Source organism: Halomonas sp. AOP30-A1-24 (genome assembly GCF_052378165.1).
GTDB classification, from domain to species: Bacteria; Pseudomonadota; Gammaproteobacteria; order Pseudomonadales; family Halomonadaceae; genus Vreelandella; species Vreelandella citrativorans.
The window spans coordinates 100,446-125,322 of sequence record NZ_JBQSXL010000002.1 but is presented as its reverse complement, the minus strand read 5'-3'; the positions used below and the strand labels follow the sequence as shown (position 1 = coordinate 125,322).

Annotated in this window: 32 protein-coding genes; 18 read left to right on the top strand and 14 right to left on the bottom strand. The window is 53.7% G+C overall.

Annotation, left to right across the window (positions count from 1 at the left end; translation table 11 throughout):
* Nucleotides 1-5: 5 nt before the first annotated feature.
* The 10 genes from ACT3TJ_RS01805 to ACT3TJ_RS01760 all read right to left on the bottom strand — a co-directional run bounded on the left by ACT3TJ_RS01805 (nucleotide 6) and on the right by ACT3TJ_RS01760 (nucleotide 7,306).
* Nucleotides 6-275, bottom strand: coding sequence for an HPr family phosphocarrier protein (locus ACT3TJ_RS01805; RefSeq protein ID WP_444621402.1), 270 nt, complete (start codon nucleotides 273-275; stop codon nucleotides 6-8).
* Between the two features lie 234 nt (nucleotides 276-509).
* Nucleotides 510-1,424, bottom strand: a complete 915-nt coding sequence (gene rapZ / locus ACT3TJ_RS01800) for an RNase adapter RapZ (RefSeq protein ID WP_444621403.1) — start codon at nucleotides 1,422-1,424, stop codon at nucleotides 510-512.
* A gap of 67 nt (nucleotides 1,425-1,491) precedes the next feature.
* The gene (locus ACT3TJ_RS01795) at nucleotides 1,492-1,962 is read right to left on the bottom strand and encodes a PTS sugar transporter subunit IIA (RefSeq protein ID WP_193053810.1); all 471 of its coding nucleotides are present in this window, start codon (nucleotides 1,960-1,962) and stop codon (nucleotides 1,492-1,494) included.
* A gap of 4 nt (nucleotides 1,963-1,966) precedes the next feature.
* Nucleotides 1,967-2,275: a ribosome hibernation-promoting factor, HPF/YfiA family gene (hpf, locus tag ACT3TJ_RS01790; protein WP_172116309.1), complete on the bottom strand. Its 309-nt coding sequence runs from the start codon at nucleotides 2,273-2,275 to the stop codon at nucleotides 1,967-1,969.
* A 98-nt stretch (nucleotides 2,276-2,373) separates the two neighbouring features.
* Complete coding sequence (locus tag ACT3TJ_RS01785; RefSeq protein ID WP_444621404.1) at nucleotides 2,374-3,786, bottom strand: RNA polymerase factor sigma-54; 1,413 nt, start codon at nucleotides 3,784-3,786, stop codon at nucleotides 2,374-2,376.
* 123 nt (nucleotides 3,787-3,909) lie between these two features.
* Nucleotides 3,910-4,659 carry an LPS export ABC transporter ATP-binding protein gene (lptB, locus tag ACT3TJ_RS01780; protein WP_444621405.1) on the bottom strand — a complete coding sequence of 250 codons (750 nt, stop codon included), beginning with the start codon at nucleotides 4,657-4,659 and terminating at the stop codon, nucleotides 3,910-3,912.
* 9 nt (nucleotides 4,660-4,668) lie between these two features.
* Nucleotides 4,669-5,160: a lipopolysaccharide transport periplasmic protein LptA gene (lptA, locus tag ACT3TJ_RS01775; RefSeq protein WP_193053807.1), complete on the bottom strand. Its 492-nt coding sequence runs from the start codon at nucleotides 5,158-5,160 to the stop codon at nucleotides 4,669-4,671.
* Nucleotides 5,161-5,168: 8 nt separating this feature from the next.
* Nucleotides 5,169-5,741: an LPS export ABC transporter periplasmic protein LptC gene (lptC, locus tag ACT3TJ_RS01770; RefSeq protein ID WP_444621406.1), complete on the bottom strand. Its 573-nt coding sequence runs from the start codon at nucleotides 5,739-5,741 to the stop codon at nucleotides 5,169-5,171.
* Nucleotides 5,741-6,283 carry a KdsC family phosphatase gene (locus ACT3TJ_RS01765; RefSeq protein ID WP_172116313.1) on the bottom strand — a complete coding sequence of 181 codons (543 nt, stop codon included), beginning with the start codon at nucleotides 6,281-6,283 and terminating at the stop codon, nucleotides 5,741-5,743. Before ACT3TJ_RS01765 ends, lptC begins: the two co-directional genes overlap by 1 nt.
* A gap of 36 nt (nucleotides 6,284-6,319) precedes the next feature.
* Nucleotides 6,320-7,306 carry a KpsF/GutQ family sugar-phosphate isomerase gene (locus ACT3TJ_RS01760; RefSeq protein ID WP_172116314.1) on the bottom strand — a complete coding sequence of 329 codons (987 nt, stop codon included), beginning with the start codon at nucleotides 7,304-7,306 and terminating at the stop codon, nucleotides 6,320-6,322.
* A gap of 255 nt (nucleotides 7,307-7,561) precedes the next feature.
* Between ACT3TJ_RS01760 and ACT3TJ_RS01755 the strand changes: the two genes are divergently transcribed.
* From ACT3TJ_RS01755 to hisD, 9 genes are all read left to right on the top strand, one after another.
* The gene (locus ACT3TJ_RS01755; protein ID WP_172116315.1) at nucleotides 7,562-8,383 is read left to right on the top strand and encodes an ABC transporter ATP-binding protein; all 822 of its coding nucleotides are present in this window, start codon (nucleotides 7,562-7,564) and stop codon (nucleotides 8,381-8,383) included.
* Nucleotides 8,383-9,183, top strand: a complete 801-nt coding sequence (gene mlaE / locus ACT3TJ_RS01750) for a lipid asymmetry maintenance ABC transporter permease subunit MlaE (RefSeq protein WP_172116316.1) — start codon at nucleotides 8,383-8,385, stop codon at nucleotides 9,181-9,183. The genes ACT3TJ_RS01755 and mlaE overlap by 1 nt, the downstream gene beginning before the upstream one ends.
* A 16-nt stretch (nucleotides 9,184-9,199) precedes the next feature.
* On the top strand, nucleotides 9,200-9,664 hold the full coding sequence (gene mlaD / locus ACT3TJ_RS01745; RefSeq protein WP_193053805.1) for an outer membrane lipid asymmetry maintenance protein MlaD: 465 nt from the start codon (nucleotides 9,200-9,202) through the stop codon (nucleotides 9,662-9,664).
* 26 nt (nucleotides 9,665-9,690) lie between these two features.
* Nucleotides 9,691-10,347, top strand: coding sequence for an MlaC/ttg2D family ABC transporter substrate-binding protein (locus ACT3TJ_RS01740; protein ID WP_444621407.1), 657 nt, complete (start codon nucleotides 9,691-9,693; stop codon nucleotides 10,345-10,347).
* Nucleotides 10,344-10,676, top strand: a complete 333-nt coding sequence (locus tag ACT3TJ_RS01735) for an STAS domain-containing protein (RefSeq protein WP_444621408.1) — start codon at nucleotides 10,344-10,346, stop codon at nucleotides 10,674-10,676. Before ACT3TJ_RS01740 ends, ACT3TJ_RS01735 begins: the two co-directional genes overlap by 4 nt.
* 96 nt (nucleotides 10,677-10,772) lie before the next feature.
* The gene (locus ACT3TJ_RS01730; protein WP_087109408.1) at nucleotides 10,773-11,024 is read left to right on the top strand and encodes a BolA family protein; all 252 of its coding nucleotides are present in this window, start codon (nucleotides 10,773-10,775) and stop codon (nucleotides 11,022-11,024) included.
* A 10-nt stretch (nucleotides 11,025-11,034) separates the two neighbouring features.
* Nucleotides 11,035-12,297, top strand: a complete 1,263-nt coding sequence (murA, locus tag ACT3TJ_RS01725) for a UDP-N-acetylglucosamine 1-carboxyvinyltransferase (RefSeq protein ID WP_172116321.1) — start codon at nucleotides 11,035-11,037, stop codon at nucleotides 12,295-12,297.
* Nucleotides 12,298-12,325: 28 nt separating this feature from the next.
* The gene (gene hisG / locus ACT3TJ_RS01720) at nucleotides 12,326-12,979 is read left to right on the top strand and encodes an ATP phosphoribosyltransferase (RefSeq protein ID WP_172116322.1); all 654 of its coding nucleotides are present in this window, start codon (nucleotides 12,326-12,328) and stop codon (nucleotides 12,977-12,979) included.
* 12 nt (nucleotides 12,980-12,991) lie between these two features.
* A complete protein-coding gene (gene hisD / locus ACT3TJ_RS01715; protein WP_444621409.1) occupies nucleotides 12,992-14,323 on the top strand; it encodes a histidinol dehydrogenase in 1,332 nt (443 codons plus the stop codon).
* Nucleotides 14,324-14,341: 18 nt separating this feature from the next.
* On the opposite strand, the gene ACT3TJ_RS01710 is transcribed toward hisD, so the two are convergent.
* A complete protein-coding gene (locus ACT3TJ_RS01710) occupies nucleotides 14,342-15,586 on the bottom strand; it encodes a Do family serine endopeptidase (protein WP_444621410.1) in 1,245 nt (414 codons plus the stop codon).
* A gap of 138 nt (nucleotides 15,587-15,724) precedes the next feature.
* Here ACT3TJ_RS01710 and ACT3TJ_RS01705 point away from each other — a divergent pair, with 138 nt between their 5' ends.
* Entirely contained in the window at nucleotides 15,725-16,486 is a 762-nt protein-coding gene (locus ACT3TJ_RS01705) for a Nif3-like dinuclear metal center hexameric protein (RefSeq protein WP_172116324.1), read from the top strand.
* A gap of 57 nt (nucleotides 16,487-16,543) precedes the next feature.
* On the opposite strand, the gene ACT3TJ_RS01700 is transcribed toward ACT3TJ_RS01705, so the two are convergent.
* A complete protein-coding gene (locus tag ACT3TJ_RS01700; protein ID WP_193053799.1) occupies nucleotides 16,544-17,008 on the bottom strand; it encodes a ZapG family protein in 465 nt (154 codons plus the stop codon).
* Nucleotides 17,009-17,209: 201 nt separating this feature from the next.
* Between ACT3TJ_RS01700 and zapE the strand changes: the two genes are divergently transcribed.
* The 8 genes from zapE (at nucleotide 17,210) to ACT3TJ_RS01660 (ending at nucleotide 23,556) form a co-directional block, all read left to right on the top strand.
* The gene (gene zapE / locus ACT3TJ_RS01695) at nucleotides 17,210-18,391 is read left to right on the top strand and encodes a cell division protein ZapE (RefSeq protein ID WP_444621411.1); all 1,182 of its coding nucleotides are present in this window, start codon (nucleotides 17,210-17,212) and stop codon (nucleotides 18,389-18,391) included.
* A 185-nt stretch (nucleotides 18,392-18,576) separates the two neighbouring features.
* Nucleotides 18,577-19,005 (top strand): 50S ribosomal protein L13, encoded by a 429-nt coding sequence (rplM, locus tag ACT3TJ_RS01690; RefSeq protein WP_172116327.1) that lies wholly within the window; start codon nucleotides 18,577-18,579, stop codon nucleotides 19,003-19,005.
* Between the two features lie 13 nt (nucleotides 19,006-19,018).
* The gene (gene rpsI / locus ACT3TJ_RS01685) at nucleotides 19,019-19,408 is read left to right on the top strand and encodes a 30S ribosomal protein S9 (RefSeq protein WP_444621412.1); all 390 of its coding nucleotides are present in this window, start codon (nucleotides 19,019-19,021) and stop codon (nucleotides 19,406-19,408) included.
* Nucleotides 19,409-19,643: 235 nt separating this feature from the next.
* Nucleotides 19,644-20,243 carry a ubiquinol-cytochrome c reductase iron-sulfur subunit gene (petA, locus tag ACT3TJ_RS01680; protein ID WP_444621413.1) on the top strand — a complete coding sequence of 200 codons (600 nt, stop codon included), beginning with the start codon at nucleotides 19,644-19,646 and terminating at the stop codon, nucleotides 20,241-20,243.
* A complete protein-coding gene (locus ACT3TJ_RS01675; protein WP_444665436.1) occupies nucleotides 20,243-21,493 on the top strand; it encodes a cytochrome b in 1,251 nt (416 codons plus the stop codon). The genes petA and ACT3TJ_RS01675 overlap by 1 nt, the downstream gene beginning before the upstream one ends.
* Nucleotides 21,493-22,233: a cytochrome c1 gene (locus tag ACT3TJ_RS01670; protein WP_193056275.1), complete on the top strand. Its 741-nt coding sequence runs from the start codon at nucleotides 21,493-21,495 to the stop codon at nucleotides 22,231-22,233. Before ACT3TJ_RS01675 ends, ACT3TJ_RS01670 begins: the two co-directional genes overlap by 1 nt.
* Nucleotides 22,234-22,381: 148 nt before the next feature.
* Nucleotides 22,382-23,008: a stringent starvation protein SspA gene (gene sspA, locus ACT3TJ_RS01665; protein ID WP_172116332.1), complete on the top strand. Its 627-nt coding sequence runs from the start codon at nucleotides 22,382-22,384 to the stop codon at nucleotides 23,006-23,008.
* Nucleotides 23,009-23,070: 62 nt separating this feature from the next.
* On the top strand, nucleotides 23,071-23,556 hold the full coding sequence (locus ACT3TJ_RS01660; RefSeq protein ID WP_193053794.1) for a ClpXP protease specificity-enhancing factor: 486 nt from the start codon (nucleotides 23,071-23,073) through the stop codon (nucleotides 23,554-23,556).
* Between the two features lie 93 nt (nucleotides 23,557-23,649).
* On the opposite strand, the gene ACT3TJ_RS01655 is transcribed toward ACT3TJ_RS01660, so the two are convergent.
* Complete coding sequence (locus ACT3TJ_RS01655; RefSeq protein ID WP_172116334.1) at nucleotides 23,650-24,222, bottom strand: BON domain-containing protein; 573 nt, start codon at nucleotides 24,220-24,222, stop codon at nucleotides 23,650-23,652.
* Nucleotides 24,223-24,275: 53 nt separating this feature from the next.
* Entirely contained in the window at nucleotides 24,276-24,869 is a 594-nt protein-coding gene (locus tag ACT3TJ_RS01650) for a phosphoheptose isomerase (protein ID WP_172116335.1), read from the bottom strand.
* Nucleotides 24,870-24,877: the final 8 nt, after the last annotated feature.

Here is a 24,877-nt window from a genome sequence, read left to right as displayed (position 1 = left end):
CCGTACTACTGATCTTCGTCAAAGCGGGCGTCGAACAGCGCTTGGATTGCATCAAGCGCTTGTTCGGCATCCTCGCCTTCCGCACAAATCCGCAGTTGGGTGCCGCAGGGTGCGGCCAGCATCAATAGCGACATGATGTTGGCTGCATCAGCCAATTGCTGCTGTTTATACACCTGTATGCTGGCGGAGTAGTGCTGGCTGCACTTCACCAGCTTTGTGGCGGCGCGGGCATGTAGGCCGCGCTGATTGGTAAGTGTTAAGGTTCTTTCTGGCACCCTGGTTCCTTTTTTCCGAGTGGTGTCATTAGGCTTTGTACGAAAACTGCTTGCGCTTGACCATACGGCGTTAAAATCAGCTCGTGCGCGAGTCCGATCAAGATACTCATTTACACATGTAAACTCGTGCGCGAGCTCGGTCCGTTTTTTCGCTGATTTTTGCCTTGTCTGGCCTTCGCTCAGCGACTTTTCGTACAAACCCTGTGGCATAAGCGTTTACGTAGGGCTGGGCGTCTACTCGGAAAATGGAGAAGCCGTCGGTGGCTCTGCCCGGGTTCCTCGTAGCGTGTATTGCAGCTCCAATTCTCGGTGACGCAACTGGACTTCGCCGATGAGCGGTGCCAGCTTTTGCGCCAGCTGCTCGGCAATATACACAGAACGGTGCTGCCCGCCGGTACAGCCAATAGCTACCGTCATATAGCTGCGCTGACTATTTTGGTAAGCAGGCAGCCAGCGCTCAAGCATTGCCTGAATATCATGGCTCATCTCTTCGACAATCGGGTAGCCGCGCAGAAACGCAATAATCGTGGCATCACGTCCTGTGTACTGGCGTAGCGTTGGGTCCCAATAAGGGTTGGGCAGGCAGCGTACATCAAAGACTAAATCTGCATCCATGGGTACGCCACGTTTGTAGCCGAACGACTCAAAGGTGAGTGTTAGCTGGTCCTTGCGCTGGTGGGCTACCTGGTCTGAAATGCGACGACGCAGGTCGTGGACCGATAAGCGTGATGTATCAATCCGCAGGTCGGCCAAGTCACGTATTTCGTTGAGCGTCTCTTCCTCTTTCTCTATCGCCTCTTCAAGCGTCATATCACTGTTGCGCGTTAACGGATGGCGTCGCCGTGTCGCAGAATAGCGTTCCAGTAAAATACGTGAATCGGTGGTTAGATAGATAACCTGACAATCTATAGGCCGCGCGCGCAGCTCTTCAAGCAGTGCGGGAAGGCGCTCAAGCGCCGCTGGCAGGTTGCGGGCATCGATACTGACCGCTAGATGTGTACGTTCACCCTCGTCACGGAGTTCGTCAATCAAAGAACCAAGCAACATGGCGGGGAGATTATCAATGGCGTAATAGCCAATATCTTCCAGCGCTTGTAATGCGATTGATTTGCCAGAGCCAGAGCGGCCGCTAATAATCACCAGTTGCATAGTGGCTCTCTCTGATTGAACGTATAAAAGGGATAACGCATGAAAATGTGTTAGTCGTTATGGGCGATTATGGAGCGGCCTGTTCGCGAATCTTGCCCATTAGCAGGTCAAGCAAATCGTGCTGGCTGCTGGTTTTGCGTAATGCCTGGCGTGTGCTCGCATCATTCATAATGGTGGCCACTTGTCCCAAAAGCGACAAATGCGTGTCGTCAGCCTCTTCGGGAACCAGCAGCACAAAGACGAGGTCGACCGGGTCGCCATCAATAGCATCAAAATCAATAGGTTCTGATAATTTTAAAAAACCCGCAATAGGCGTAACGCAATGTGGGCTGCGCGCATGGGGGATGGCGACGCCGTTACCGATCCCCGTGCTGCCAAGACGTTCCCGGCCGATCAGTCGGCTGAAAACTTCCTGGCTATCCAGACTGGGTGTATTTTGAGCGATAAAGGTGCTGAAAAACTCCAGCACCCGCTTTTTGCTGCCCCCGGGCACGTCGTAAAGTACGCGCTCCGGGGGGAGGATGGTTTCCAACGTCATTGAATTAACGCACGCCAGCGCCTTGGGCGCGAGCTTGTGCTTTTTCCTTGTGCTTAACGAGTTGACGATCAATTTTGTCTGCTAAGGCGTCAATAGCGGCATACATATCGACATCTTCGGCGTCGGCATGTAAGTCGGCGCCTGCCGCATGAAGGGTGCACGCGGCATGTTGGCGCTCCTTCTCAATAGATAAGGTGACTTGTACCGTGGTGATGTGGTCGTAATGACGTTCGATGCGTTCAAGTTTTTCATTAACGTAGTCACGCAAGGCGTCAGTCAGTTCTACATGATGACCCGTGATATTTACTTGCATTGACGTGCTCCTTATCCATCGGACTGAATTTCGATTGTAACCCTTTTTACGGTGTTGCAAAGCCCCTGTCGCGAGTTTTGCCATTTCTCTTGTAACGACTAACGCAAACGACGACGTTCACTTGATGAGGGAATGCCCAGCGACTCACGATATTTCGCCACCGTACGGCGTGCCACTGTGATGCCGCCATCTCCCAGTAATGTCACCAAACGACTGTCCGAAAGAGGTTTGCCGGGAGGCTCATCTTGAATCAACTTTTTAAGCCGGGCGCGAATCGCGGTGCTTGAGTGGCTGTCTGCGCCATCTTGCCCGCTAATTTGGCTTGAGAAAAAGTACTTAAGTTCGAAGACACCCCGTGGGGTATGGATATATTTTTGTGTGGTGACCCGAGAAATGGTTGATTCGTGCATCTCAACCGCCTCGGCAATATCGGCAAGAATCAACGGCTTCATCGCTTCTTCACCGTGCTCTAAAAAACCGATTTGGCGAGTGATAATCTCGCGCCCTACGCGTAGAAGCGTGTCGTTGCGGCTGGACAAGCTTTTGATTAGCCAGCGCGCTTCTTGCAAGTGCTCTTTTAAAAACTGGTTATCCTGACTCTTGTCTGCACGCTTGATTAAACTGGCGTAGTCGGGCTGGATACGCAGCCGAGGCAGGGCTTCAGGGTTTAGCTCCAGGTGCCAGCCTTCATGATCATGACGTACGACCAGGTCGGGCGTGATATAGCTATCGTCGGTGACGCCATAAGCGCTGCCTGGGCGTGGGTCCAGGCTTCGGATCAGACCGATCACATCGTCTAGCTGCTCATCGTCCAGGCTTAGGCGGCGCTTTAATAGGCGCATGTCATTTTTGCCCAGCGCTTCAAGAAACTGGCGAACCAATCGGCGCGCGGGAACCAGTAGGGGCGTGTCGTCGGGGAGCGTTGCAAGCTGAAGCATCAAACATTCGCGCAAGTCACGGGCGAAGACGCCCGTTGGCTCGAACTGCTGTAAGCGCATCAGAGTGGTTTCCAACTCTCGCTGGCTGAGACCTTCGATGCTCTGAGCACGTAACCCATCGCGGATATCGTTGAGCGGCTGCGTCAGGTAGCCATTGGCGTCCAGTGCATCAATCAGACTTTCGGCGATTAGCTGCTCACGAGCCGTAAAGTCGGTCATCGCCAGCTGCCAAAGGAGATGTCCATGCAGGCTTTGTCCCGCGGCCTGGCGTTCAAAATCGGGGCCTTCGCTGCTGCCAGAGCTACCCATGTCCTGGTAAGTGTCAGACCAGTCGCTATCGACAGACAGTTCCTCGGGAATGCTTTCTGACCACTCCTCGTCAGGTGTTTCGACGGTCGCCTGCTCGCCGAACTCGTCTTCCTGCTCCAGCATTGGGTTGGCATCCAGTGCCTGCTGAATTTCCTGACGTAGATCCAATGTCGATAGCTGTAGCAGTGCAATCGCTTGCTGCAGCTGAGGTGTCATGGTCAGCTGCGTACCGATACGCAATTGGAGAGAAGCTTTCATGACCATCTGAGAACCACTCGTTAATCGGAAAGCTTCACCCTAGTGCGAGTCATGTTGTTGTGCAAGTGCAATAAGCATGCCACTGATAAAATTTTTACTGCAGATCACTGTTTAGCGGTGAAATTAAATTCATAAGCGAAAATCAGCACCCAGGTAAACTTCCCTCACTTTTTGGTTATCAAGGATAGTCTGAGGGCTGCCGCCAGCAATAATGTGGCCGTCACCGACAATATAGGCGATATCGCAAATATCCAGTGTTTCTCGGACGTTATGATCAGTAATTAGCACGCCAATGTGGCGCTGTTTTAAGGCGCGAATAATGCTCTTGATTTCACCAACCGAGATGGGATCGACACCTGCAAATGGCTCGTCCAGCAAGATAAACGCGGGCTCTGTGGCCAAGGAGCGGGCAATTTCGACGCGCCGCCGCTCGCCGCCGGAAAGGCTCATGCCCAGGTTGTCACGGATGTGGGTAATATGAAAGTCGTCAAGCAGGGCCTCAAGCCGCTGCTCTCGTCCTGCCCTGTCCAGATCTTTGCGGGTTTCCAGAATCGCCATAATATTATCCGCAACCGATAGCTTGCGAAAAATAGACGCTTCCTGGGGTAGATAGCCAATGCCGGCCATCGCGCGTTCGTGCATGGGAACGCGGGTTAAGTCTTGCTCGTCGATACGCACCCTACCCGCATCAGACTTCACCAGGCCCACAATCATATAAAACGATGTGGTTTTACCCGCGCCGTTAGGGCCAAGCAGGCCTACCACGCTGCCTTGAGCAATCTCCAGGCTAATGTCTTTAACCACGCGGCGGCGCTTATAGCTTTTTGCCAAGTGATTGGCGTAAAGGGTTTTTATGGGTGGTGCTTCCGCAATAGACATGGTTGACTCCTATTGCGCTGGCTGAAGCGTCATACGAATACGCTGCGGCTCGCTACCGTTTACATCGGAGCGTGCCTGCACCACTTCGCGGTCAATGAAGTACTCCAGGCGGCCACCGGTAAACTGATCACCCGCTTGGGTCAGTTCGGCCTGGTCAATAAGCTCTACACGCCGCTCTGCTACGTGATAAACCACGCGGCGTGCCCATCCTTCCATCGGCGCGTCCTGATCATCGAGTTGATTGCGTAGGTAGGCGCGCTCTCCGGTGGCAATAGCGCGAGAAAGCTCACCCGCGTCGTTACGGATAATTTCAACGCGATCACCACGTAGCTGCATACTGCCTTGGCGAATATTGACATCGCCTGAATAAACGGCAGTGCCTGCACGCTGATCAAGGTCTAGCTGGTCGGCTTCTACTTCAATGGGGGCTTGGCTTGTCTGGGCCGCTGCCGATAGCGGCACCGCAAGGGCGAAAAGCGCGGTGCGAATAAAAGCGTTCATAGCGACTCCTAAGGATTTTGTGTTGCGGGGGGGTGATGGCCGCGGACGTTATCGGTTAGTCGGACTTGGCTATCATCAAGCCAAACATCCATACGTGATGCGCTCATTCGTTGAGGTGGCTGCTGAAACACGGCGGGCGCCTCGCTCCAGACATGACGCGCTACCCCATCATAATGTAATAACTCAGTATCAAGCTGCCAGCCTTCTGTAGGCGCCAGGAGCTGTGCATCACCAGACAGTGTTAGTGCTTGGGTGGCCGTGTTCAGAACGCCTTCGTTGGCGTGAGCGAGCCACTCTCGGTTATCACTATCAAACAGTGTCGCTTCGGGTTGAGTGACTTCGGCCTGGGTGCTTTGTGGTATGTAAACCAATAAAGGCGCGGACAGCGACTGCTGGATATGCCCTGTTTCACCAAACAGCGTGATCTCGGCATTTTCCAGCACGTGGCCAGGCTCTTCAGCCTGCGCTTCTTCGTCAACGGGCCGGTCTTCCGGGCCGCGTGGGTCCAGCCATACCAGCAGCCCCCCTAAAGCGATCACCAGGGCCGCTAACCCGACGCGTTTCTTGGTCCTTTGAAACATTACACGCGACCATTCAAATACGACTCAAGAACAGTACTCCAGTGGCCCTGCGCTTCAAGCAATGTATCGCAAATTTCACGTACGGCGCCGTGACCACCCAAGCGGTCGGTAATCCAGTCAGCGTGGGTATGCATGTAATCGGGTGCGTTGGGTACCGTAATACCAACGCCTGCGCGTTTGATAGGCGCAAGATCAGGCAGGTCATCGCCGCAGTAAGCCACCTGGCTTAGGTTCAGATTGAGGCGCTCGCACAACGCTTTCAAAGTAGTGAGCTTATCTTCGCAGCCCTGATGGACAAGGTTAATTCCCAGCGCCGCAGCACGCTGGCTCACCATGGGGGAGTCGCGTCCTGTAATTAACGCCACATGAATGCCCACACGTTTAAGCAACTTTAAGCCATGGCCGTCTTGTGTATGGAAGGCTTTGATCTCGATACCGTCGGCCTGAAAGTATAGCCGTCCATCGGTGAGCACACCGTCAACATCGAGGGCAAGTAGTCGCACATGGCGAAGCTGGTCAAGTAGCGCAGTGGGGAGGGCCATAGAGACTCCTTGTCAGTAAACTGTTGGGTAAAGTGGTTAGATAACGCCGCTGGCAAGCAAGTCGTGCATATGGAGCGCCCCGATGGGGCGCTGTTCGTCATCGACGACCGCTAGCGCAGTAATACGGCTATCTTCCATGATGCGCACCGCTTCGGCGGCCAGTAGGTCGGGGCCAATGCGTTTGCCGGGTCGGGTCATTACATCGTCCACGGTTACTTTGCGCAGATCATGAAACTGATCGAGGGTGCGGCGTAAGTCGCCATCGGTATAAACACCTGCAAGTCGCCCTTCGCTGTCGACAACACAGGTAAATCCCAACCCTTGGCGGGTAATCTCCAAGAGCGCATCACGCAACGGGCTGCCTAGTGCTATCTGCGGCAAGCGTGTGCCGCTATGCATAAGGTCTTTAACGCGCAATAGCAGTCGTTTTCCCAGGCTGCCACCGGGATGCGATAAGGCAAAATCATCAGCGGTAAATCCGCGTGCTTCAAGTAGCGCAACGGCAAGCGCGTCGCCCAGGGCAAGGGCGGCCGTCGTGGAGCTTGTGGGGGCCAAGTCCAGAGGGCACGCTTCGCGTTCAACACCGCTGTTCAGGTGAGCATCCGCATGTTTGGCAAGTGTTGAGCCAGGGCGGCCTGTCATGCTAATTAACGGTGTGCCTAGCCGTTTTAACAGAGGCAGTAGCGCCGTCACTTCGGCGGTTTCTCCGGAGTTTGAAAGTGCCAGGACCACGTCGTTGCGCGTAATCATCCCCAGGTCGCCGTGGCTAGCTTCACCAGGGTGAACAAAAAAAGCAGGTGTGCCGGTGCTGGCAAGCGTGGCGGCCAGCTTTCCTGCTATATGGCCAGACTTGCCCATTCCCGTCACGACGACCCGGCCCTGACACGCCAGCATCAATTCACATGCACGGTCGAAGCTTTCATCAAGCTTGCCTTGAAGACCGCCAATGGCGGCTTGTTCTATTTGCAGCGTGCGTAGGGCGCTTTCACGCAACGGGCTAACAGTGGGTGAGGGCTGGGGCATGAACATCTCGTTTTAATAGAAATACAGTGCAAACGTAGTGCGATTAACTGACAAGAATACCATTTTGTGGGCATCTATAAGCATAGCGCTTTAACGGGTTTTTAGGGTGGGTTGGAACGCACGCCTTGCCATAAGTGCCATTGAAGCCAAGCTTGATGTTCGAGAATATTTAGAAAACGCTGTTTTTAAACGGTAGAATATCCAACCGATAAACGCACCCGCTACTATTAAGTAACAATGGGAGTCAACCAACCCATGACAGACGTTCCCTTCATCGAAATTGAAGACGTGCATTTTTCACGTGGGAGCCATGAGATCTTTCGTGGAATCAGCATGATTATTCCTCAGGGTAACGTCACCGCCATTATGGGGCCTAGCGGTACCGGCAAGACAACCTTGCTAAAACTCATTGGTGGTCAGCTAACGCCGGATCGTGGACGTATTATCGTCGATGGCCAGGACGTTCATCGGCTGTCGCGAAAAGCGCTGTTTGCATTGCGTAAACGTATGGGCATGCTGTTTCAAAGCGGCGCTCTGTTTTCTGACCTGGATGTGTTCGAGAACGTCGCGTTTCCCTTGCGCGTCCATACCGACCTGCCCGATGCCATGATTCGAGACCTGGTATTGCTAAAGCTTCAAGCGGTGGGGCTGCGCGGGGCTCGTCATCTAACGCCTGCAGAACTTTCGGGCGGTATGGCCAGGCGCGTGGCGCTGGCCCGGGCAATAGCGTTAGACCCGGAGCTCATTTTGTATGATGAGCCTTTTGTCGGGCAGGATCCTATTTCCATGGGCGTGTTGGTGCAGTTGATTAAACGGCTTAACCAGGCACTAGCGCTTACCTCGGTGGTGGTTTCTCACGATATTAAAGAGACACTAAGCATCGCCGACTATCTCTATCTTCTCGCTGATGGTCAGGTCGTCGCTGAGGGAACGCCGCAAACACTAAATGCCAACCAGGACCCACGCGTTAGCCAGTTCGTTCATGGCGAGCCAGATGGCCCTGTGCCATTTCACTATCCCGCCGAGACGCTGTATAGCGATATTCTTGGCCCCGTTACCGCGACAAGGGCAGGGTAATGCAGTCGAAATTTGAACAAGGCATCGGCTATATCGCCCGTTTGGGGCGTAAAGGGTGCGATGTAATGGAAGCGCTGGGCCGTGCCGGGCTATTTCTTGGCCAGTCAGCGGTCGGCGTGCCGTCTCGTGAAGGGTGGAGCCTCTGGCTGCGTCAAATGCATTTTGTGGGCGTGCTCTCGCTGGCGATTGTGATCGTATCGGGACTTTTTATTGGCATGGTGCTGGCGCTGCAGGGCTACACTATTTTGGTCGACTTTGGCGCGGAGCAGGCGTTAGGGCAAATGGTTGCGCTTTCCTTGCTGCGGGAATTGGCGCCGGTTGTCGCTGCGCTGCTATTCGCCGGGCGGGCAGGGTCGGCACTTACCGCTGAGATTGGCTTAATGAAAGCCACCGAGCAGCTAACCAGTATGGAAATGATTGGCGTAGACCCACTGCGTAGAATTATTGCGCCCAGGCTCTGGGCTGGGTTCGTTTCGCTGCCCATTCTGACGGTTGGCTTTAGCGTCGTGGGTATTTGGGGTGGCTATCTGGTCGGTGTGGAGTGGCTTGGCGTTTTTGAAGGCTCTTACTGGAGCAACATGCAGGCCAGCGTATCGTTTATCGGCGATGTAGGTAACGGCATCATCAAGAGTCTTGTCTTTGCCGTCGTTGTTACCTGGATCGCGGTGTTTCAAGGCTATGACTTAATGCCGACGTCTGAAGGGATTTCGCGGGCCACAACGCGCACCGTCGTTTATTCATCGCTTGCAGTATTGGGGCTTGATTTTGTATTAACCGCCGTAATGTTCGGCGGCCTTTAATAGGTGGAGTGGTTTCATGAAACGCAGTAAAACAATGGAATTTGGCGTGGGTCTATTTATGCTGGCGGGGATTGTTGGGCTGATTTTTCTGGGCCTGCGCGTCAGTGGTTTAAGCCTTGCTAGCTCTTCTGAAACGTTTCACCTTGACGCCAATTTCTCCAATATTGGCGGATTAAAGCCGCGCTCTAGAGTCACCATGGCGGGCGTGACCGTTGGGCGCGTGGAGTCGATTGATTTAGATACCGACTGGTTTGACGCTCGGGTCACACTACGCCTGGATAATGACTTGGAAGGGCAGCTCTCCGAGGACACAACAGCCGCCATTTTAACCTCCGGCCTGTTGGGCGAGCAGTATATTGGCTTAAGCGTGGGTGGCGCCCCTGAAGTGCTTGAAGATGGCGATACCATTCGCGATACCCAGTCTGCGCTGGTGCTTGAAGAACTAATCCAGCAATTTGTATCCAATATGGCGAGTAATTAAACATTCTATTAGTAGAGGTGAATGTAATGCGAAACACGACACTGACGCCGATGCGCTGGCTTTTTGCGTTCATGATGTTGGTACTGGTCTTACCGCTTCAGGCTCATGCGCAAACCCAGTCGCCTGAAGCGATGGTTCGGGAAAACGTCAATGCTCTGATGGGAGAGATCAAAGGCAAGAGGGAGTATTACGCCAATCATATGGGTGAGCTTGAAGCGTTGGTCGACACCAGCCTTGAAGGCGTGGCGGACTTTCGCTATATCGGTGCCAGCGTGATGGGAAGCTACTTTCGTAACGCGACCCCGGAGCAGCGCAGTCGCTTTGCAAACGTGTTTCGCCAGACCTTAATTGATACGTATGCACGTGGCTTGGTAACGTTCGATTATCGTGAGCTGCGGGTGTTGAATAACCAGCGCGGTCAGCGTTACGAAGACCAGGCAAGTGTCGATATGGAAGTGGTGGCCAATAACGGACAGGTCTATCCGGTGAGCTATAGCCTGCGCCTGTCTGACGGTGAATGGCGCGTAGTGAACGTGATTGTTAACGGTATTAACCTGGGACTGACGTTCCGCAACCAGTTTGACCAAGCAATGCGCGAAAACAATCGTGACTATGATGCGGTTATTCGTGGCTGGGCACCTGAAATTGGTGTCGACGAGCTGGAGCAGGGGGGCGATGCGTGACACGTTTACTGTCACTGTCCCAGCTAAGCCTCGAGGCCTCGCAAAATACATTGTGCGTTACGGGCGATGTTGGCATGGACGCGGCGGCAGAGCTTGCCGCCGCGGGTAAAAAATGGCTCCAGGCGACAGAGCAACGTGATGTTACGTTTGATTTTAATGGCGTCCATAAAGCCAGTAGTGCGGTTATAAGCGTGCTGTTTGAATGGATGCGTACCTGCCAGTCGCGCAGCATTACCGTCAATGCGGTGACCCTTTCAGCGCCCCTTGAACGCTTAGCGCTTCTTTCAGAAATTGAATCACTTATCCATCCGCCAACCCTCGCCCGTTAGGGGGTGGCACCCTTGGCATCGCCAAGCGTGTCGCTTTTCTTTATTATGTTGCCTTATTAGTACTATTCACATCGACCTGAAGGAGTTTCCTGTCTCATGCAACCCAATGAGGTAAAAGCACTGCTTGAATCCCGTATCGACGGATGTGACTTTCATATCCAGGGCGAAGGCTGTAATTTTCAGGTGATTGCGGTGGGTGACGCCTTTGAAGGCCTCTCTCCGGTTAAGCGCCAACAGCTGGTTTACGCCGCGTTAAGTGATGAAATTGCCTCGGGCGCTTTACACGCCATCAGTATTAAAACGTTCACTCCGACGCAGTGGTCCACTGCGTCGGAAAACGCTCAATAACGGCGCCTGCATGGATAAGTTAATTATTACCGGCAATGGGTCGGTGGATGGTGAGGTCTGGGTAAGCGGCGCCAAAAACGCGGCTCTGCCTATCTTATGTGCCACCCTTTTGGCCGATGGCCCGGTGGTTGTCGGCAACCTGCCACATCTTCAGGATATTACCACGACGCTTGAGTTGTTGGGCCGTATGGGCGTTGAGCCTGTCATGGGTGAACGGCTCACTATTCAGTTGGATGGCTCTCAAGTCACGCATTGTCACGCTCCTTATGAGTTAGTGAAGAAAATGCGTGCCTCCATTCTGGTGCTAGGCCCCTTGCTTGCCCACTTCGGCGAGGCAGATGTGTCGCTGCCTGGCGGGTGTGCCATCGGTTCTCGGCCTGTTGATCTGCACATCCGTGGCCTGGAGGCCATGGGGGCGGATATTCGGGTTGAAGCCGGGTATATCCGTGCTCGCGTTGATGGCCGCTTGAAAGGCGCGACTATTTTCTTCGATACGGTCACGGTAACTGGCACTGAGAATCTGTTGATGGCCGCCACCCTTGCCGAGGGTAAGACTGTCCTTGAGAATGCGGCGCGTGAACCAGAGATTGTTGATCTGGCCGAATGCTTGATCAAAATGGGCGCCAATATTCGTGGCCACGGCACTGACACCATTGTGATTGAAGGTGTCGAGAAGCTGCATGGCTGTCACCACGATGTTATGCCCGACCGTATTGAGACCGGCACCTTCCTGGTGGCAGCCGCCATGACCGGTGGGCGGGTGAAAGTAAAGCGCACCCGTGCGGACATTTTGGAAGCCGTGCTTGCCAAGCTTGAAGAAGCGGGCGCCGAGATTACCAGTGGTGATGACTGGATCGCGCTGGATATGCACGGTAAAAGGCCCAAGGCCGTTAATATCCGCACCGCGCCGTACCCGGCGTTCCCTACCGATATGCAGGCCCAGTTTGTGGCCATGAACGCCGTCGCCATTGGCCATTCGCGCGTAGTGGAAACCATCTTCGAAAACCGCTTCATGCACGTGCAAGAGCTTAACCGCATGGGGGCGGACATAGCCCTTGAAGGTAACACCGCATTAATTAACGGTGTTGAAAAGCTTTCAGGCGCGCCTGTGATGGCCACCGATCTGCGTGCTTCCGCGTCGCTGGTGATTGCCGCCATGATGGCGGAAGGCGAAACGCTGGTTGATCGTATCTACCACATTGATCGTGGCTACGAGTGTATCGAAGAGAAATTGCAGTTGCTGGGTGCACGTATTCGCCGTATTCCTGGCTAAGCCATGCTATTAACCATTGGCCATTATAATGAGTAAGCAACTAATTTTAGCCCTTTCCAAAGGGCGTATTTTGGATGAGACGCTGCCGTTACTCGCTGATGCCGGTGTTACACCGGCAGAAGACCTGGGCAAGAGCCGTAAGCTGTTGTTTGATACCAACCTGCCCGATGTAAAACTGGTGGTTATTCGTGCCACCGATGTGCCGACCTATGTACAGCTGGGCGCAGCTGATCTAGGTATCGCGGGGAAAGATGTTTTATTGGAGCATGGTGCTGAAGGTCTTTATGAGCCGCTGGACCTGGAGATTGCTCGCTGTAAGCTGATGACCGCCGGGGTGACAGGGGAGCAGCCTGCTCATGCGCGTCGGCGTGTAGCTACCAAGTTTGTGAATATTGCCAGGCGCTACTATGCCGAACAGGGTATTCAAGCCGAAGTCATTAAGCTTTATGGGGCAATGGAATTAGCGCCTTTAATGAATCTGGCCGATGAAATTGTTGATATTGTCGATACGGGCAATACGCTGCGTGCCAATGGCATGGAGCCACGTGAGTTAATTGCTCATATCAGCACACGCCTGGTCGTGAACAAGGCCGCCATGACCATGAAGCATGAGCGTATCAAGCCGCTTTTGGCGCGCTTGGAGCGCGCCGTGAAAAAACGCCAAGCACAGCCTTCCACATAACGCGGGGTCTTTATGAGCACTATGTCTTCAGCGGTTGGCTCCACGCCCATGATCGCCCGGCTTTCAACGCTTGATGCCTCGTTCGATGACCGCCTTGATACGCTGTTGGATTGGGAAGGGGTCTCGGATACGGCGGTAAAAGCACGGGTTGATGAGATTCTGGCGGATGTTAAAAAGCGCGGCGACGCAGCGGTTATTGAAGCGACCAATCGTTTTGATCGGCTTTCGGTTGAACGCATGGATGAACTGCGTTTAAAACCCGAGCAGCTAAAGCACGCTTTCGAAAATTTGCCCGCAGCGCAGCGCGATGCGTTAGCCAGCGCCGCCGAGCGTATTCGGCTCTATCATGAGCGGCAAAAGCCAACCTCTTGGCAGTATGAAGAGGCTGATGGCACGGTGCTGGGGCAGCAGGTTACGGCGCTTGATCGCGCGGGTATTTATGTCCCGGGGGGCAAGGCGGCTTATCCTTCTTCTGTATTGATGAACGCGATTCCTGCCCATGTGGCGGGCGTGCGCGAAATTGTGATGGTCGTTCCTACTCCTGACGGCGTGGTCAATGAGTTGGTATTGGCGGCGGCGCATTTGGCGGGGGTCGATGACGTCTTCACTATTGGTGGCGCTCAGGCTATCGCTGCGATGGCATACGGCACAGAAACCGTGCCAAGGGTGGACAAGATTGTTGGGCCCGGCAATATTTATGTTGCGACGGCTAAGCGGGCGGTGTTCGGTCAGGTCGGTATCGACATGATTGCGGGGCCTTCCGAGATTTTAGTGGTCTCCGACGGGCAGACCGACCCGGACTGGCTAGCCATGGACCTGTTTTCACAGGCGGAGCATGACGAAGATGCTCAGGCGATTCTGGTCAGTTGGGATAGTGAACACCTGGATGCGGTGTCCGCCTCTATTGAGCGTTTGTTGCCCACGCTTGATCGCGAATCAATCGTGCGTGAATCGCTGGGTCGGCGGGGGGCGTTGGTGCTTTGTCAGAGCAAGGCTGAGGCGGTTGATATCATTAACCGTATCGCGCCCGAGCATCTTGAGCTTTCCGTCGACGCACCGGACACTTGGCTTGCTGATGTGCGTCATGCCGGTGCGATCTTTATGGGGCGTTACACGGCAGAAGCGCTAGGGGATTACTGCGCAGGCCCAAACCATGTTCTGCCCACGTCCGGTACGGCGCGCTTCTCATCTCCCCTGGGGGTTTACGACTTCCAGAAGCGCTCCTCCATTATCCACTGCTCGCGTGAGGGTGCGTCAGCATTGGGCGAGGTCGCGTCAGTATTGGCTCGCGGAGAGTCGCTGACCGCGCATGCGCGGTCAGCGGAGTATCGGGTTAAGCCGTAATTAGCCTGCGGGCGAGTGCTAGGATTCTTTAGGTCGCTCGCCCAATGGTGCGTTGGGAATCAGCGGGCGCTCGCCCACTTCAAGCGAGATATCGATGCGCTCGCCGCCACGAACAATGGTGATAGGCAGCGTTGTGCCGGGGGGGATGGAGGCAATATTGCTCATCGTAGCGCGAGCGTCCAGCACGGTTTGGCCGTTAACCGAGAGCAGGATGTCGCCAGGCTCTAGCCCCGCTTCGTCTGCTGGGCCTCCACTCGCTACACCCGCAACAATAACCCCCTGAGGTGTGCGTAGCCCAAACGAGGCAGCGAGTTCGCGTGACAGCGCTTGCGCTTCAATTCCCAGCCAGCCACGTATGACCCGCCCCTGAGTCACTAGCTCATCCAGAACGCTGTGCGCTAGGTTGGCCGGGATCGCAAAGCCGATGCCTTGCGAGCCGCCGGAGCGTGAGAAAATCGCTGTGTTGATGCCCACCAGGGCGCCGTCGGGGTTGATCAGTGCGCCGCCTGAGTTACCCGGGTTAATTGCTGCGTCCGTTTGAATAAAATCTTCATAGGCATTTAAGCCTAAATGATTACGGCCGGTCGCGCTGATGATGCCCATGGTAACGGTTTGCCCTACACCAAATGGATTGCCGATGGCCAGCGCAACATCCCCAACGGCCACATCCGCTGAGTCGGCTATTTCAATGACCGGAAGATCCTCAAGGTCGATATGCAATACGGCGAGGTCGCTTTCGGGGTCGGTGCCAATGACCTCGGCGAGTGTCTCGCGCCCATCACGCAGTGCCACCTGAATCTCGTCAGCGCCATTTATCACGTGGTGGTTGGTTAGTACGTAGCCATCGTGACTGATAATAACCCCTGAGCCGAGGCTGGATAACATGCGCTGGTGGGTTGTCGCATCGTCACCGCTGAAAAACTGCTGGAAAAAAGGGTCAGACATCAGCGGGTGTTGATCGCGCTCGACAATACGCGATGAGTAGATATTCACGACGGCAGGCGCTGCCTGGCCGACCGCGCTTGAATAGCTGGCAGGCCCTTGGTCACGCGAAAGCGGAGCGGCCTGGCGAGTTTCGGGGGCCGGGCGGCTGCTAACCTCGTCGCTGACATTCACCAGAGGGGAGGTGGGGGCTTGTGATGTCGTGGAGGGCGCGTTGGTAAAGGGATTGGGCAGCGTGTCCGGGAATGCAAATAGTAGCAGGGCAGCTAATAATACCCCGGTCAAAATAGGCCATAAATAAGGCAGCACAAAGCGGTGCATGCAAAAATTCCTCAGCGGGTAGTGGTCTTGTCAAACGTGAGGTTCGCGATCACACGAAGCGGGTTTTACTATGGCATTATGGTAACACTTTCTGATGCTCATCCTCATGATAGTCGACGAATCATTAAAGGAGCCCTTGTGACTCATCGCGATCAAATCGTAGCTGCTTGCGACCATCAGCTGCGTGCTTCAACGTTTAAGGACTTTACGATCAATGGCCTGCAAATCGCTGGGCGGCCGGATATTAAGCGCGTAATGAGTGGGGTCACTGCGTGCCAGGCGTTGCTGGAGGAAGCAGTCGCTTGGCAGGCCGACATGCTGTTGGTTCACCACGGCTACTTCTGGAAAAATGAGCCAGTGGCCATTACAGGCATGAAGCATCAGCGTATAAAAACGCTGATTAACCACGATATCAATTTGCTTGCCTATCATCTTCCGCTTGATGCCCATAGCGAGATGGGGAATAACGCAGAGCTTGCCAGGCGATTGGGCTGGCGGGTAGAGGGTTGTCTGGATGGTGAGTTGGGAGAGGGTTTTTTGTGGTCGGGGCGCTTGGCTCAAGCACAAAGCGTGACCGCGTTGGCAGAACAAATGGCGAATGTCTTGCAACGTGCGCCTTTGGTGATTGAGGCGCCGAACATGGGGGATATTGAGCGGATCGCCTGGTGTACAGGGGGCGCGCAAGACATGATTACAGCTGCTTTTGAAGCAGGTGCACAGGTGTTTGTGTCAGGTGAGATTTCTGAACGTACTACCCATTTGGCGCGCGAGCTGGGCATTCACTACATTGCCGCGGGTCATCATGCAACCGAGCGCTATGGCGTGCAGGCGCTGGGGGAGTGGCTGGCCGATGAGTACGATATTGAGCACCGCTTTGTCGATATCGATAACCCCGCCTGACCTTTTGGCGACGGGGTTGAAAATCACCGGTAACGGGCGATGGCGTGAGGTGCAGGCTTAATAGCGAGGCGGTTGGGGCGTATCGGCGTTATCGCCTTTTAAGCCAAAGTTTTCTGCCAGCGTGCCATTTTTACCATCCGCATAGTCACGGGGGGTGGCCAGGCTACCCTCCGAATCAGGCCCTGTGGGTGTGGCGGCTTGATGCTGCGCTGGTTGCTGTCGCTCTTTGATGGCCGCAGGCGTGTTGCTGCCCAAATGCCACTGCTGTGCATCCTCGATGATTTTCTGCTCAAGCTGGTCGGCCTCGGCGCGAATGCACTTCAAATGCTCGAAGACACCCTCTAAATGGCCTCCCATGCCTTTTTTAAGCTCGGCGATTTGATGTTCTCGTTCCAGCACTGTTTGGCGTAAAGACGCGTTATGACGCTCTCCTTTACTAAACAGCCGATAGCATCCCAAGCCGAGGATGAAGCCAATAATAATGCCAACGATGGCAAAGGTATAAGGCGAGCTTGCTTCCACAGTTTTCTCCCTGATACTTGGAGCGCCCCGTCACGCTTGAGTGGACGGTTTGCGAACGAATCAAGCCTCATTATAGGCGTCGATTGGCAGGTTAGGTCAATCCAACCATGCGCTTAGACGATGTGCAGCGTATAATCCCAGCTTTTTGAAGGCGGCTGGTCGGATTTAGAGGGCCGTCGTAATACGCATTGGAGCGAGTAAATGTCAGCTACTTCTGCAAACCAAAAGGCAGGTCCGTCATCTCGGCCAACGCCCATGGAGCGCTATCGTGCAGATCTACGGCGCGAGGACTTTCAGCATGATGCGGCGCAGGAGTTAGCGGTTGAGCATTTGCAGCGCCTTTATGACGACCTAATGGCGACGCCCACCGCGGTTTCCAAGGCCGTGCTGGCACATGGCGGCTTGAAGGCCAAAATGAAGGGCCTGTTCGGTAAAGCCTCATCGTCAAACGAACCGACGTTGCCCCAAGTGCAAGGCCTCTATTTTTGGGGCGGTGTGGGGCGTGGTAAAACCTATCTGGTTGATAATTTTTTTGCGTCGCTGCCCTTTCCTGAAAAGATGCGCACCCATTTTCATCGTTTCATGCAGCGGGTTCATAACGAGTTAACCCACTATAAGGGTGAGAAGAATCCTCTCACGCTGATTGCTGGTAAATTTGCCTCAGAGGCTCGGGTTATCTGCTTTGATGAGTTCTTCGTCAAGGATATTACGGATGCCATGATTCTGGCCAACCTGCTTGAGGCGCTGTTCGAGCGGGGCGTTGTGCTAGTCGCTACTTCCAACATCGTGCCGGATGACCTGTACAAGGATGGCCTGCAGCGGGCGCGCTTTCTCCCTGCCATCGATCTTGTCAAGCGTCACTGTGAGATAGTCAATGTTGATTCCGGGGTCGACTACCGGCTGCGCGCCTTGGAACGCGCGGAGATATTTCACTCGCCGCTGGATGAGGCGGCCGAGCAGGAGCTTACGCGCAGCTTCCGCGAGATCGCTGGCCACGAGGGTGAGGCGGATGCGCCGCTGGAAATTAATCATCGGGTGCTGAAAACGCGCAGGCTACATGAAAATGTGGCGTGGTTTGAATTTCTGGAGCTCTGCGATGGGCCGCGTAGCCAGAATGACTATATTGAAATAGCGCGTAGCTTCAATACGGTGCTTGTGTCGAATGTGAAGCGGATGGAAGCCAAGCATGACGATCAGGCGCGCCGCTTTATCAATATGGTCGATGAGTTTTATGATCGCGGGGTAAAGCTATTAATGTCAGCAGAGGTGCCGGTAGAAGAGCTTTATAGGGACGGTAAGCTAACCTTTGAGTTTCAGCGTACGCTGTCGCGCCTTCAGGAAATGCAGTCGCGTGAATATTTGGCGCTGCCCCATAAGCCGTGATGAGGTTTATGGCCCAGTCGTTAAGAAAAGCCACGATTAGGGCTTAACTTGTCCCGCGCCATACTGTAGAATGCCGCCTCGCTACATGTTGTCAGGCTAAGCTTGGCAACCAAAAAAAATAGGGAAGGTGCTTCACCGCTTGACGGTGTTAGCCACCCAATACACTTAATCTGGTGATTTCATCCATGAAGACGTTCAGTGCTAAGCCGCAGTCCGTCCAGCGCGACTGGTATGTTGTCGACGCTACGGACAAAACGCTCGGTCGTCTGGCAACCGAGATTGCTCGCCGCCTGCGTGGCAAGCATAAGCCCGAATTTACTCCTCACGTTGATACTGGCGACTACATCGTTGTCATCAACGCTGAGAAAGTCCAAGTGACTGGCAACAAGGCGAAGGCTAAGACCTATTATCGCCACACCGGTTACCCGGGCGGCCTGCGCACCATGACATTCGACAAAATGCTTGATCATGCGCCCGAGCGCATCATTGAGTTTGCCGTTAAAGGCATGTTGCCGAAAGGTCCGTTGGGTCGTGCCATGTATACCAAGTTAAAAGTGTACGCCGGTGCCGAGCATCCGCATGCTGCCCAGCAGCCGCTTGAACTGAACATCTGAGGAAATCTTCGCCATGACACAGCAGTATTACGGTACCGGGCGCCGCAAGACTTCCACCGCTCGCGTGTTTATGAAGCCGGGCTCTGGCAAAATCACCGTTAACAACCAAGAACTCGACCTGTATTTCGGTCGCGTTACTGGTCGTATGGTGGTTCGTCAGCCGCTGGAATTGACTGAAACCCTGAGCCAGTTCGACATTTTTGTAACTGTCGCTGGTGGCGGTGGTTCTTCTCAGGCTGGCGCTATCCGTCACGGCATTACTCGTGCCCTGATGAGCTACAACGAAGACTTGCGTCCTACGCTGCGTGCCGCTGGCTACGTAACGCGTGATGCGCGTCAAGTTGAGCGTAAGAAAGTCGGCCTGCGTAAAGCACGTCGTCGTCCGCAGTTCTCCAAGCGTTAATTTTTCAACGCTTATGCGGCAAAACGCCCAGGCCATCGGCCTGGGCGTTTTTTATTGTAAAATCAAAAAGTATAATGCATTAGTATCAAATTATATTAGCATCAAGTTATTTTGGTGGTCCTGGAGCAGTATGACGGCTATCAAGGATATCCATCTATTTATCGTATAGTATTTCGCAGATTCGTTCTTTTATGCATTGGGTGGCCACGCATCACGTTAATGGGAGAAGCCTTGCATGGCAGAGCACGGCATCAATAAAGGTCGACGACGTTTCCTTGTTGGCGCTACCTCCGTTATAGGAGCAGTAGGCATGGTCGGCGTGGCCGTTCCCTTTGTGGCATCGTGGCAACCCAGTGCGAGGGCGCGAGCGGCGGGTGCGCCGGTTCAAGCGGATATATCCAAGCTGCAGCCTGGCCAGCGTATGACCGTTGAGTGGCGGGGCAGGCCCGTATGGATCATTCGCCGAACGCCTGAAATGATAGCGCGCACTGAAACCGTGGCGACAGAGCGCTTGGCAGACCCTGATTCAAATCACCCTCAGCAACCTGCCTATGTGCAAGGAGCGCTTCGCTCGATTAAGCCAGAAGTGGGGGTGTTGATTGGTCTCTGCACGCATTTTGGCTGTTCGCCGCTGTATCGGCCTGAGCCAGACGCACAGGCCGATAGTGATGATGACTGGTCAGGTGGTTTTTTTTGCCCGTGCCACGGTTCGCGTTTTGATTTGGCGGGGCGCGTATATACCGGTATGCCTGCACCGACGAATCTAGAAGTGCCCCCTTATCATTATCTTAACGATACTATTATCGTGGTGGGCGAAGATAAGGAGGCTGTTTGATGGCGGCGCGCGAGAAGTCGGGCGGTTTGCTGGGCTGGCTGGATGCTCGGTTTCCAGTAAGCAGGCTATGGCGCGACCATCTGGCCAACTACTACGTACCTAAAAATCTTAATATCTGGTACATCTTTGGATCGCTTGCGCTACTGGTGTTGGTCAATCAGCTCTTGACCGGCATCTGGTTAACCATGAGCTATCGTCCTTCTCCTGAAGAGGCGTTTGCGTCCATCGAATATATAATGCGCGACGTTGAGTGGGGCTGGTGGATTCGTTATCTCCATACAACGGGTGCGTCCGCTCTGTTTATTGTTGTTTATCTACACATGTTTAGGGGGCTTTTGTACGGTTCTTATAAAGCGCCGCGTGAGCTTGTGTGGGTGTTCGGTATGGCGCTGTATTTGATTCTGATGGCCGAGGCGTTTATGGGATATTTGCTGCCGTGGGGGCAAATGTCCTATTGGGGAGCGCAGGTAATTACCTCATTTTTTTCAGCTATTCCAGGTATCGGCCCCGGGCTTGCCGAGTGGGTGCGCGGCGATTATGTGGTGTCAGGGGCTACCTTGAATCGTTTTTTCGCGCTGCATGTCATTGCACTGCCGCTGGTGATTCTTGGGCTGGTGGTGCTGCATATTGTAGCGCTGCATGAGGTGGGGTCGAATAACCCTGATGGTATTGAAATTAACGGATTGAAAGACGCTGCGGGCAAGCCGGTAGATGGTATTCCCTTTCATCCCTACTATACCGTTAAAGATCTGGTTGGCGTGGCCATCTTTCTCTTCGTTTTTTGTGGCGTTGTGTTTTACTTCCCGGAAGGCGGCGGTTTTTTTATTGAGCAGCCGAACTTTGCGCCGGCTGATCCGCTTAATACGCCCGACCATATTGCGCCTGTTTGGTACTTCACGCCTTTCTATGCCATTTTACGGGGAGTGAATTTCTCGCTGCTGGGCCTGGATGCTCGCTTTTTGGGCGTTGTTTTTATGGGTGGCGCTATTGCAGTGCTGTTTGTTTTGCCGTGGCTGGACCGTAGCCCGGTGCGATCCATGCGCTATAAAGGCTGGATGTCGAAGCTGATGCTGGTCGTGCTTGTTGCAAGCTTTGTCGCGTTAGGCGTGTTGGGTGTATTGCCGTCTACCCCTGTTCGGACACGATTGGCGCAACTATTTACCGTGTTGTACTTTGCGTATTTTTTATTGATGCCGTTCTACACCCGGTTGGAAAAAACCAGGCCCGTGCCGAAAAGGGTGACTGGCTAATGAAAAAATACGTAATGGCTCTGTTTTTATGGCTGTTGCCGATGACGGCTACGGCGCAAGAAGAAACACGTAACGTGACGTCAATGTCGCCCGACTTGCAGGATAGTGCCTCTCTGCAAAATGGTCTCAAGCTTTATGTTAACTACTGTCTTGGGTGTCATACGCTGAGTTATCAGCGATTTTCGCGCACTGCGGACGACCTGGGTATTCCTGAGGCGTTGATGAAAGATAGTGTTATGTTCTCATCAGGCCTTGCATTTAACGACGCTATGCATAATGCGCTAAGCGACGACGATGCCGCGCAATGGTGGGGCGCTGTACCGCCAGATTTATCCCTAACGACACGTTTGCGTGGGGGCGATTGGGTGTACAGCTTTCTGTTGGGGTTCTACAGAGATCCCGCGCGCCCTACAGGCGTCAATAATACGGTCTATGAGTCGGTGGCAATGCCGAATGTGCTTGAGCCTCTTCAAGGTGTGCAAGAGCTCGACTGTCGTCAGGCTCGGCCTTTAGCGCTAGGTGGCGGGCGGTGTCAGCAATTAAGCGTGACAGCGCCTGGAGAGCTATCGCCCGAAGCATTTGAAGAAGCCGTATACGATATTACCAATTTTTTAGCCTATGTTGGCGAGCCTTCTAGGCTGAAGGCGCAGAGTATTGGCCCTAAAGTTTTGTTTTTCATATTTATTTTTGGCGTGTTTGCTTACTTGCTGAAGCGTGAATATTGGAAAGATATCCGTTAGCGTCGAATGCTAAAAACAGAGTTGAGCCATCGTGTAAATCACATGGCGGTTGCGTTGATGTTAAGCGGTAACCCAAAACAGGCTGCCTTACCATAAGGTGCCTCTGGCGTGTTATTATCCATAATTGTTTTAATGCGAGGATGCTTTCATGGGTGTTGTGGCCAAGCGGTCGTCGATGATTTTTTACTCAGGTAGTGATGATCATTTTAGTCATCGTGTGCGCATTGTTCTGGCTGAGAAGGGGGTGGCCGTTGATGTTGTTGATGTTAACGAAGAGCAGCCGCCCGAAGATTTAGCAGACCTCAACCCGTACAACAGTGTGCCCACGTTGTTGGATCGTGATTTAGTGCTCTATGAGTCAAAAGTCATGATGGAGTATTTGGATGAGCGTTTCCCGCATCCACCGTTACTCCCAGTTTACCCTGTGGCCCGTGCGCAGAGCCGTCTTTGGATGCACCGCATTGAGCGAGAGTGGTGCCCCAAGGTCGACCAGATCCGTAGCGGTGGGAAGAAAGAGGCGGACAAGGCGCGTAAAGAGCTGCGTGAAAGCCTGATTGGTATTTCACCGATCTTTGAAGATATGCCTTTCTTTATGAGCGAAGAGTTCACTCTGGTGGACTGCTGTCTCGCGCCGATCTTGTGGCGTTTGCCAGATCTTAATATTGAGCTGCCTGAAAAGCAGGTTAAGCCACTTTTAAGCTATATGTCGCGAGTGTTTGAGCGGGAAGCGTTCAAAGCATCTTTGAGTGAGCGCGAAAAAGAGATGCGTACTTGAATTTACATGGCCCCATCGTCCGGTAAGGGCTGGGGCCTTACTTGTCAGGAGGAGGGAGTCTTATGAAATCGAGTCGCCCCTATCTCGCCCGAGCGCTCTATGAGTGGTTGCTGGATAATGAACTAACCCCTTACCTGGTCGTTGATGCGACGCAGGCCGGGGTCGAAGTGCCGCGCCAGTTTGTACAGAATGGTCAGATTGTGTTGAACGTGGCGCCAACAGCCGTGCGTGATTTGTTTATGGAGAATCAGGCAATTGGCTTTAACGCACGTTTTGGCGGCCAGCCCATGCAGGTGATGGTGCCCATTCCTGCGCTGATTGCTATTTATGCCCGTGAAAATGGTGTGGGCATGGTGTTTGGTCACGAGCCTGAGCTTGCTGAAGAAGGGGATGAAGAGGAGCAGTTTGATGAGGCGCCTGACTCACCTTCCAAGCCTGAATTGACGGTGACGGAGCCTGTTTCTGGCGGCAACCTTGAAGATGCTTCTGAAGCGTCCTCAACGTCTTCGACGTCCAAGAAGAAGCCAACACTGCGCGTCGTAAAATAGCGCCAGTGCTATCTGGTCAGGCTATAAAAGGTCAGGCCATAAAAAACCTCGCATAGTGACTGTGCGAGGTTTTTTTATAGGCCCAAGAGCCGGTTAATCAATGTATTCGAATACTTTGACAATGCGCTGAATACCGCCAACTGAGGAGGTCGCAGCAACGATTCGATCAGACTCTTCGTGGGAGACCGAGCCCATCAAGTAAACATTGGCATTTTCAGTGGTCACTTTGATCTTGGAGGAGTCGATGCGGTCGTTGGTGGCGAGTGTGCTTACAACGTTGGTCGTTATCCATGTGTCGGTTAGGCGCTGGGTGGCGGGCAGATTGCCCGCAATGGTGAGTTCGTTATGCACCTGATTAACGCCACGCAGGTTTTGCACAACATTACCCGCTTTCGTGCGTAGTTCTTCGCTGGGGACCTGGCCTACCAATAATAATGTACCGTTATAGCTGTGCGTACGAATGCGGGCATCGGCCAGTCGAGCATCGGCCTGGTCCAGCGCACGCTTGGATTCGCGCTCAATGGTCGCATCGACCGCTTTAACGTCCTTGCTGAGCTGCCCATAGTTAGAGGGGTTGGAAGCACTGTGCGTGGCGCAGCCGCTGATCAGAGCAGCAGCTACTAGTGTCGCAACTAGTAACGGACGAGAGAAAAAGCGCAGGGCCATGTTGGATGACTCCTTATCTTAATGAAAATGATGAGTGGTAGGGTACTGCCCCGTTAGTCAGCGCTGCCGAATAACTGTTCATCAATAAGGTCACATAAACAGTGAATGACCAGTAGGTGAATCTCCTGGATTCTTGCTGTTGATGTGGCAGGGACGCGAATCTCGCAATCATCCTGACCCAGCAAGGAAGCCATGTTGCCACCGTCTCGCCCGGTTAATGCTACAACCGTCATTTCACGGTCGTGAGCTGCCTGGATCGCCTGCACGACATTAGCCGAATTACCGCTGGTAGAGATTGCCAGCAATACGTCGCCTGGCTGCCCAAGGGCGCGTATCTGTTTGGAAAATACTTCGTTATAGCTGTAGTCGTTGGCAATGGATGTCAACGTTGATGTATCGGTGGTTAACGCAAGGGCAGGCAAGCTTGGCCGTTCCCGCTCAAACCGATTGAGCAGTTCAGAAGAGAAGTGTTGGCTGTCGCCCGCACTGCCTCCATTACCGCATGCCAGAATTTTTCCCTCATTAACCAGGCACTGAACCATCATTTGACTGGCGACTTCGATAAAGGGGGGGAGTACTTCGCTCGCATAGGTTTTGGTGTCTATGCTGGCGTTAAAGTGGTTAAGAATGCGCGATTGAAAGTCCATTAGGGCTT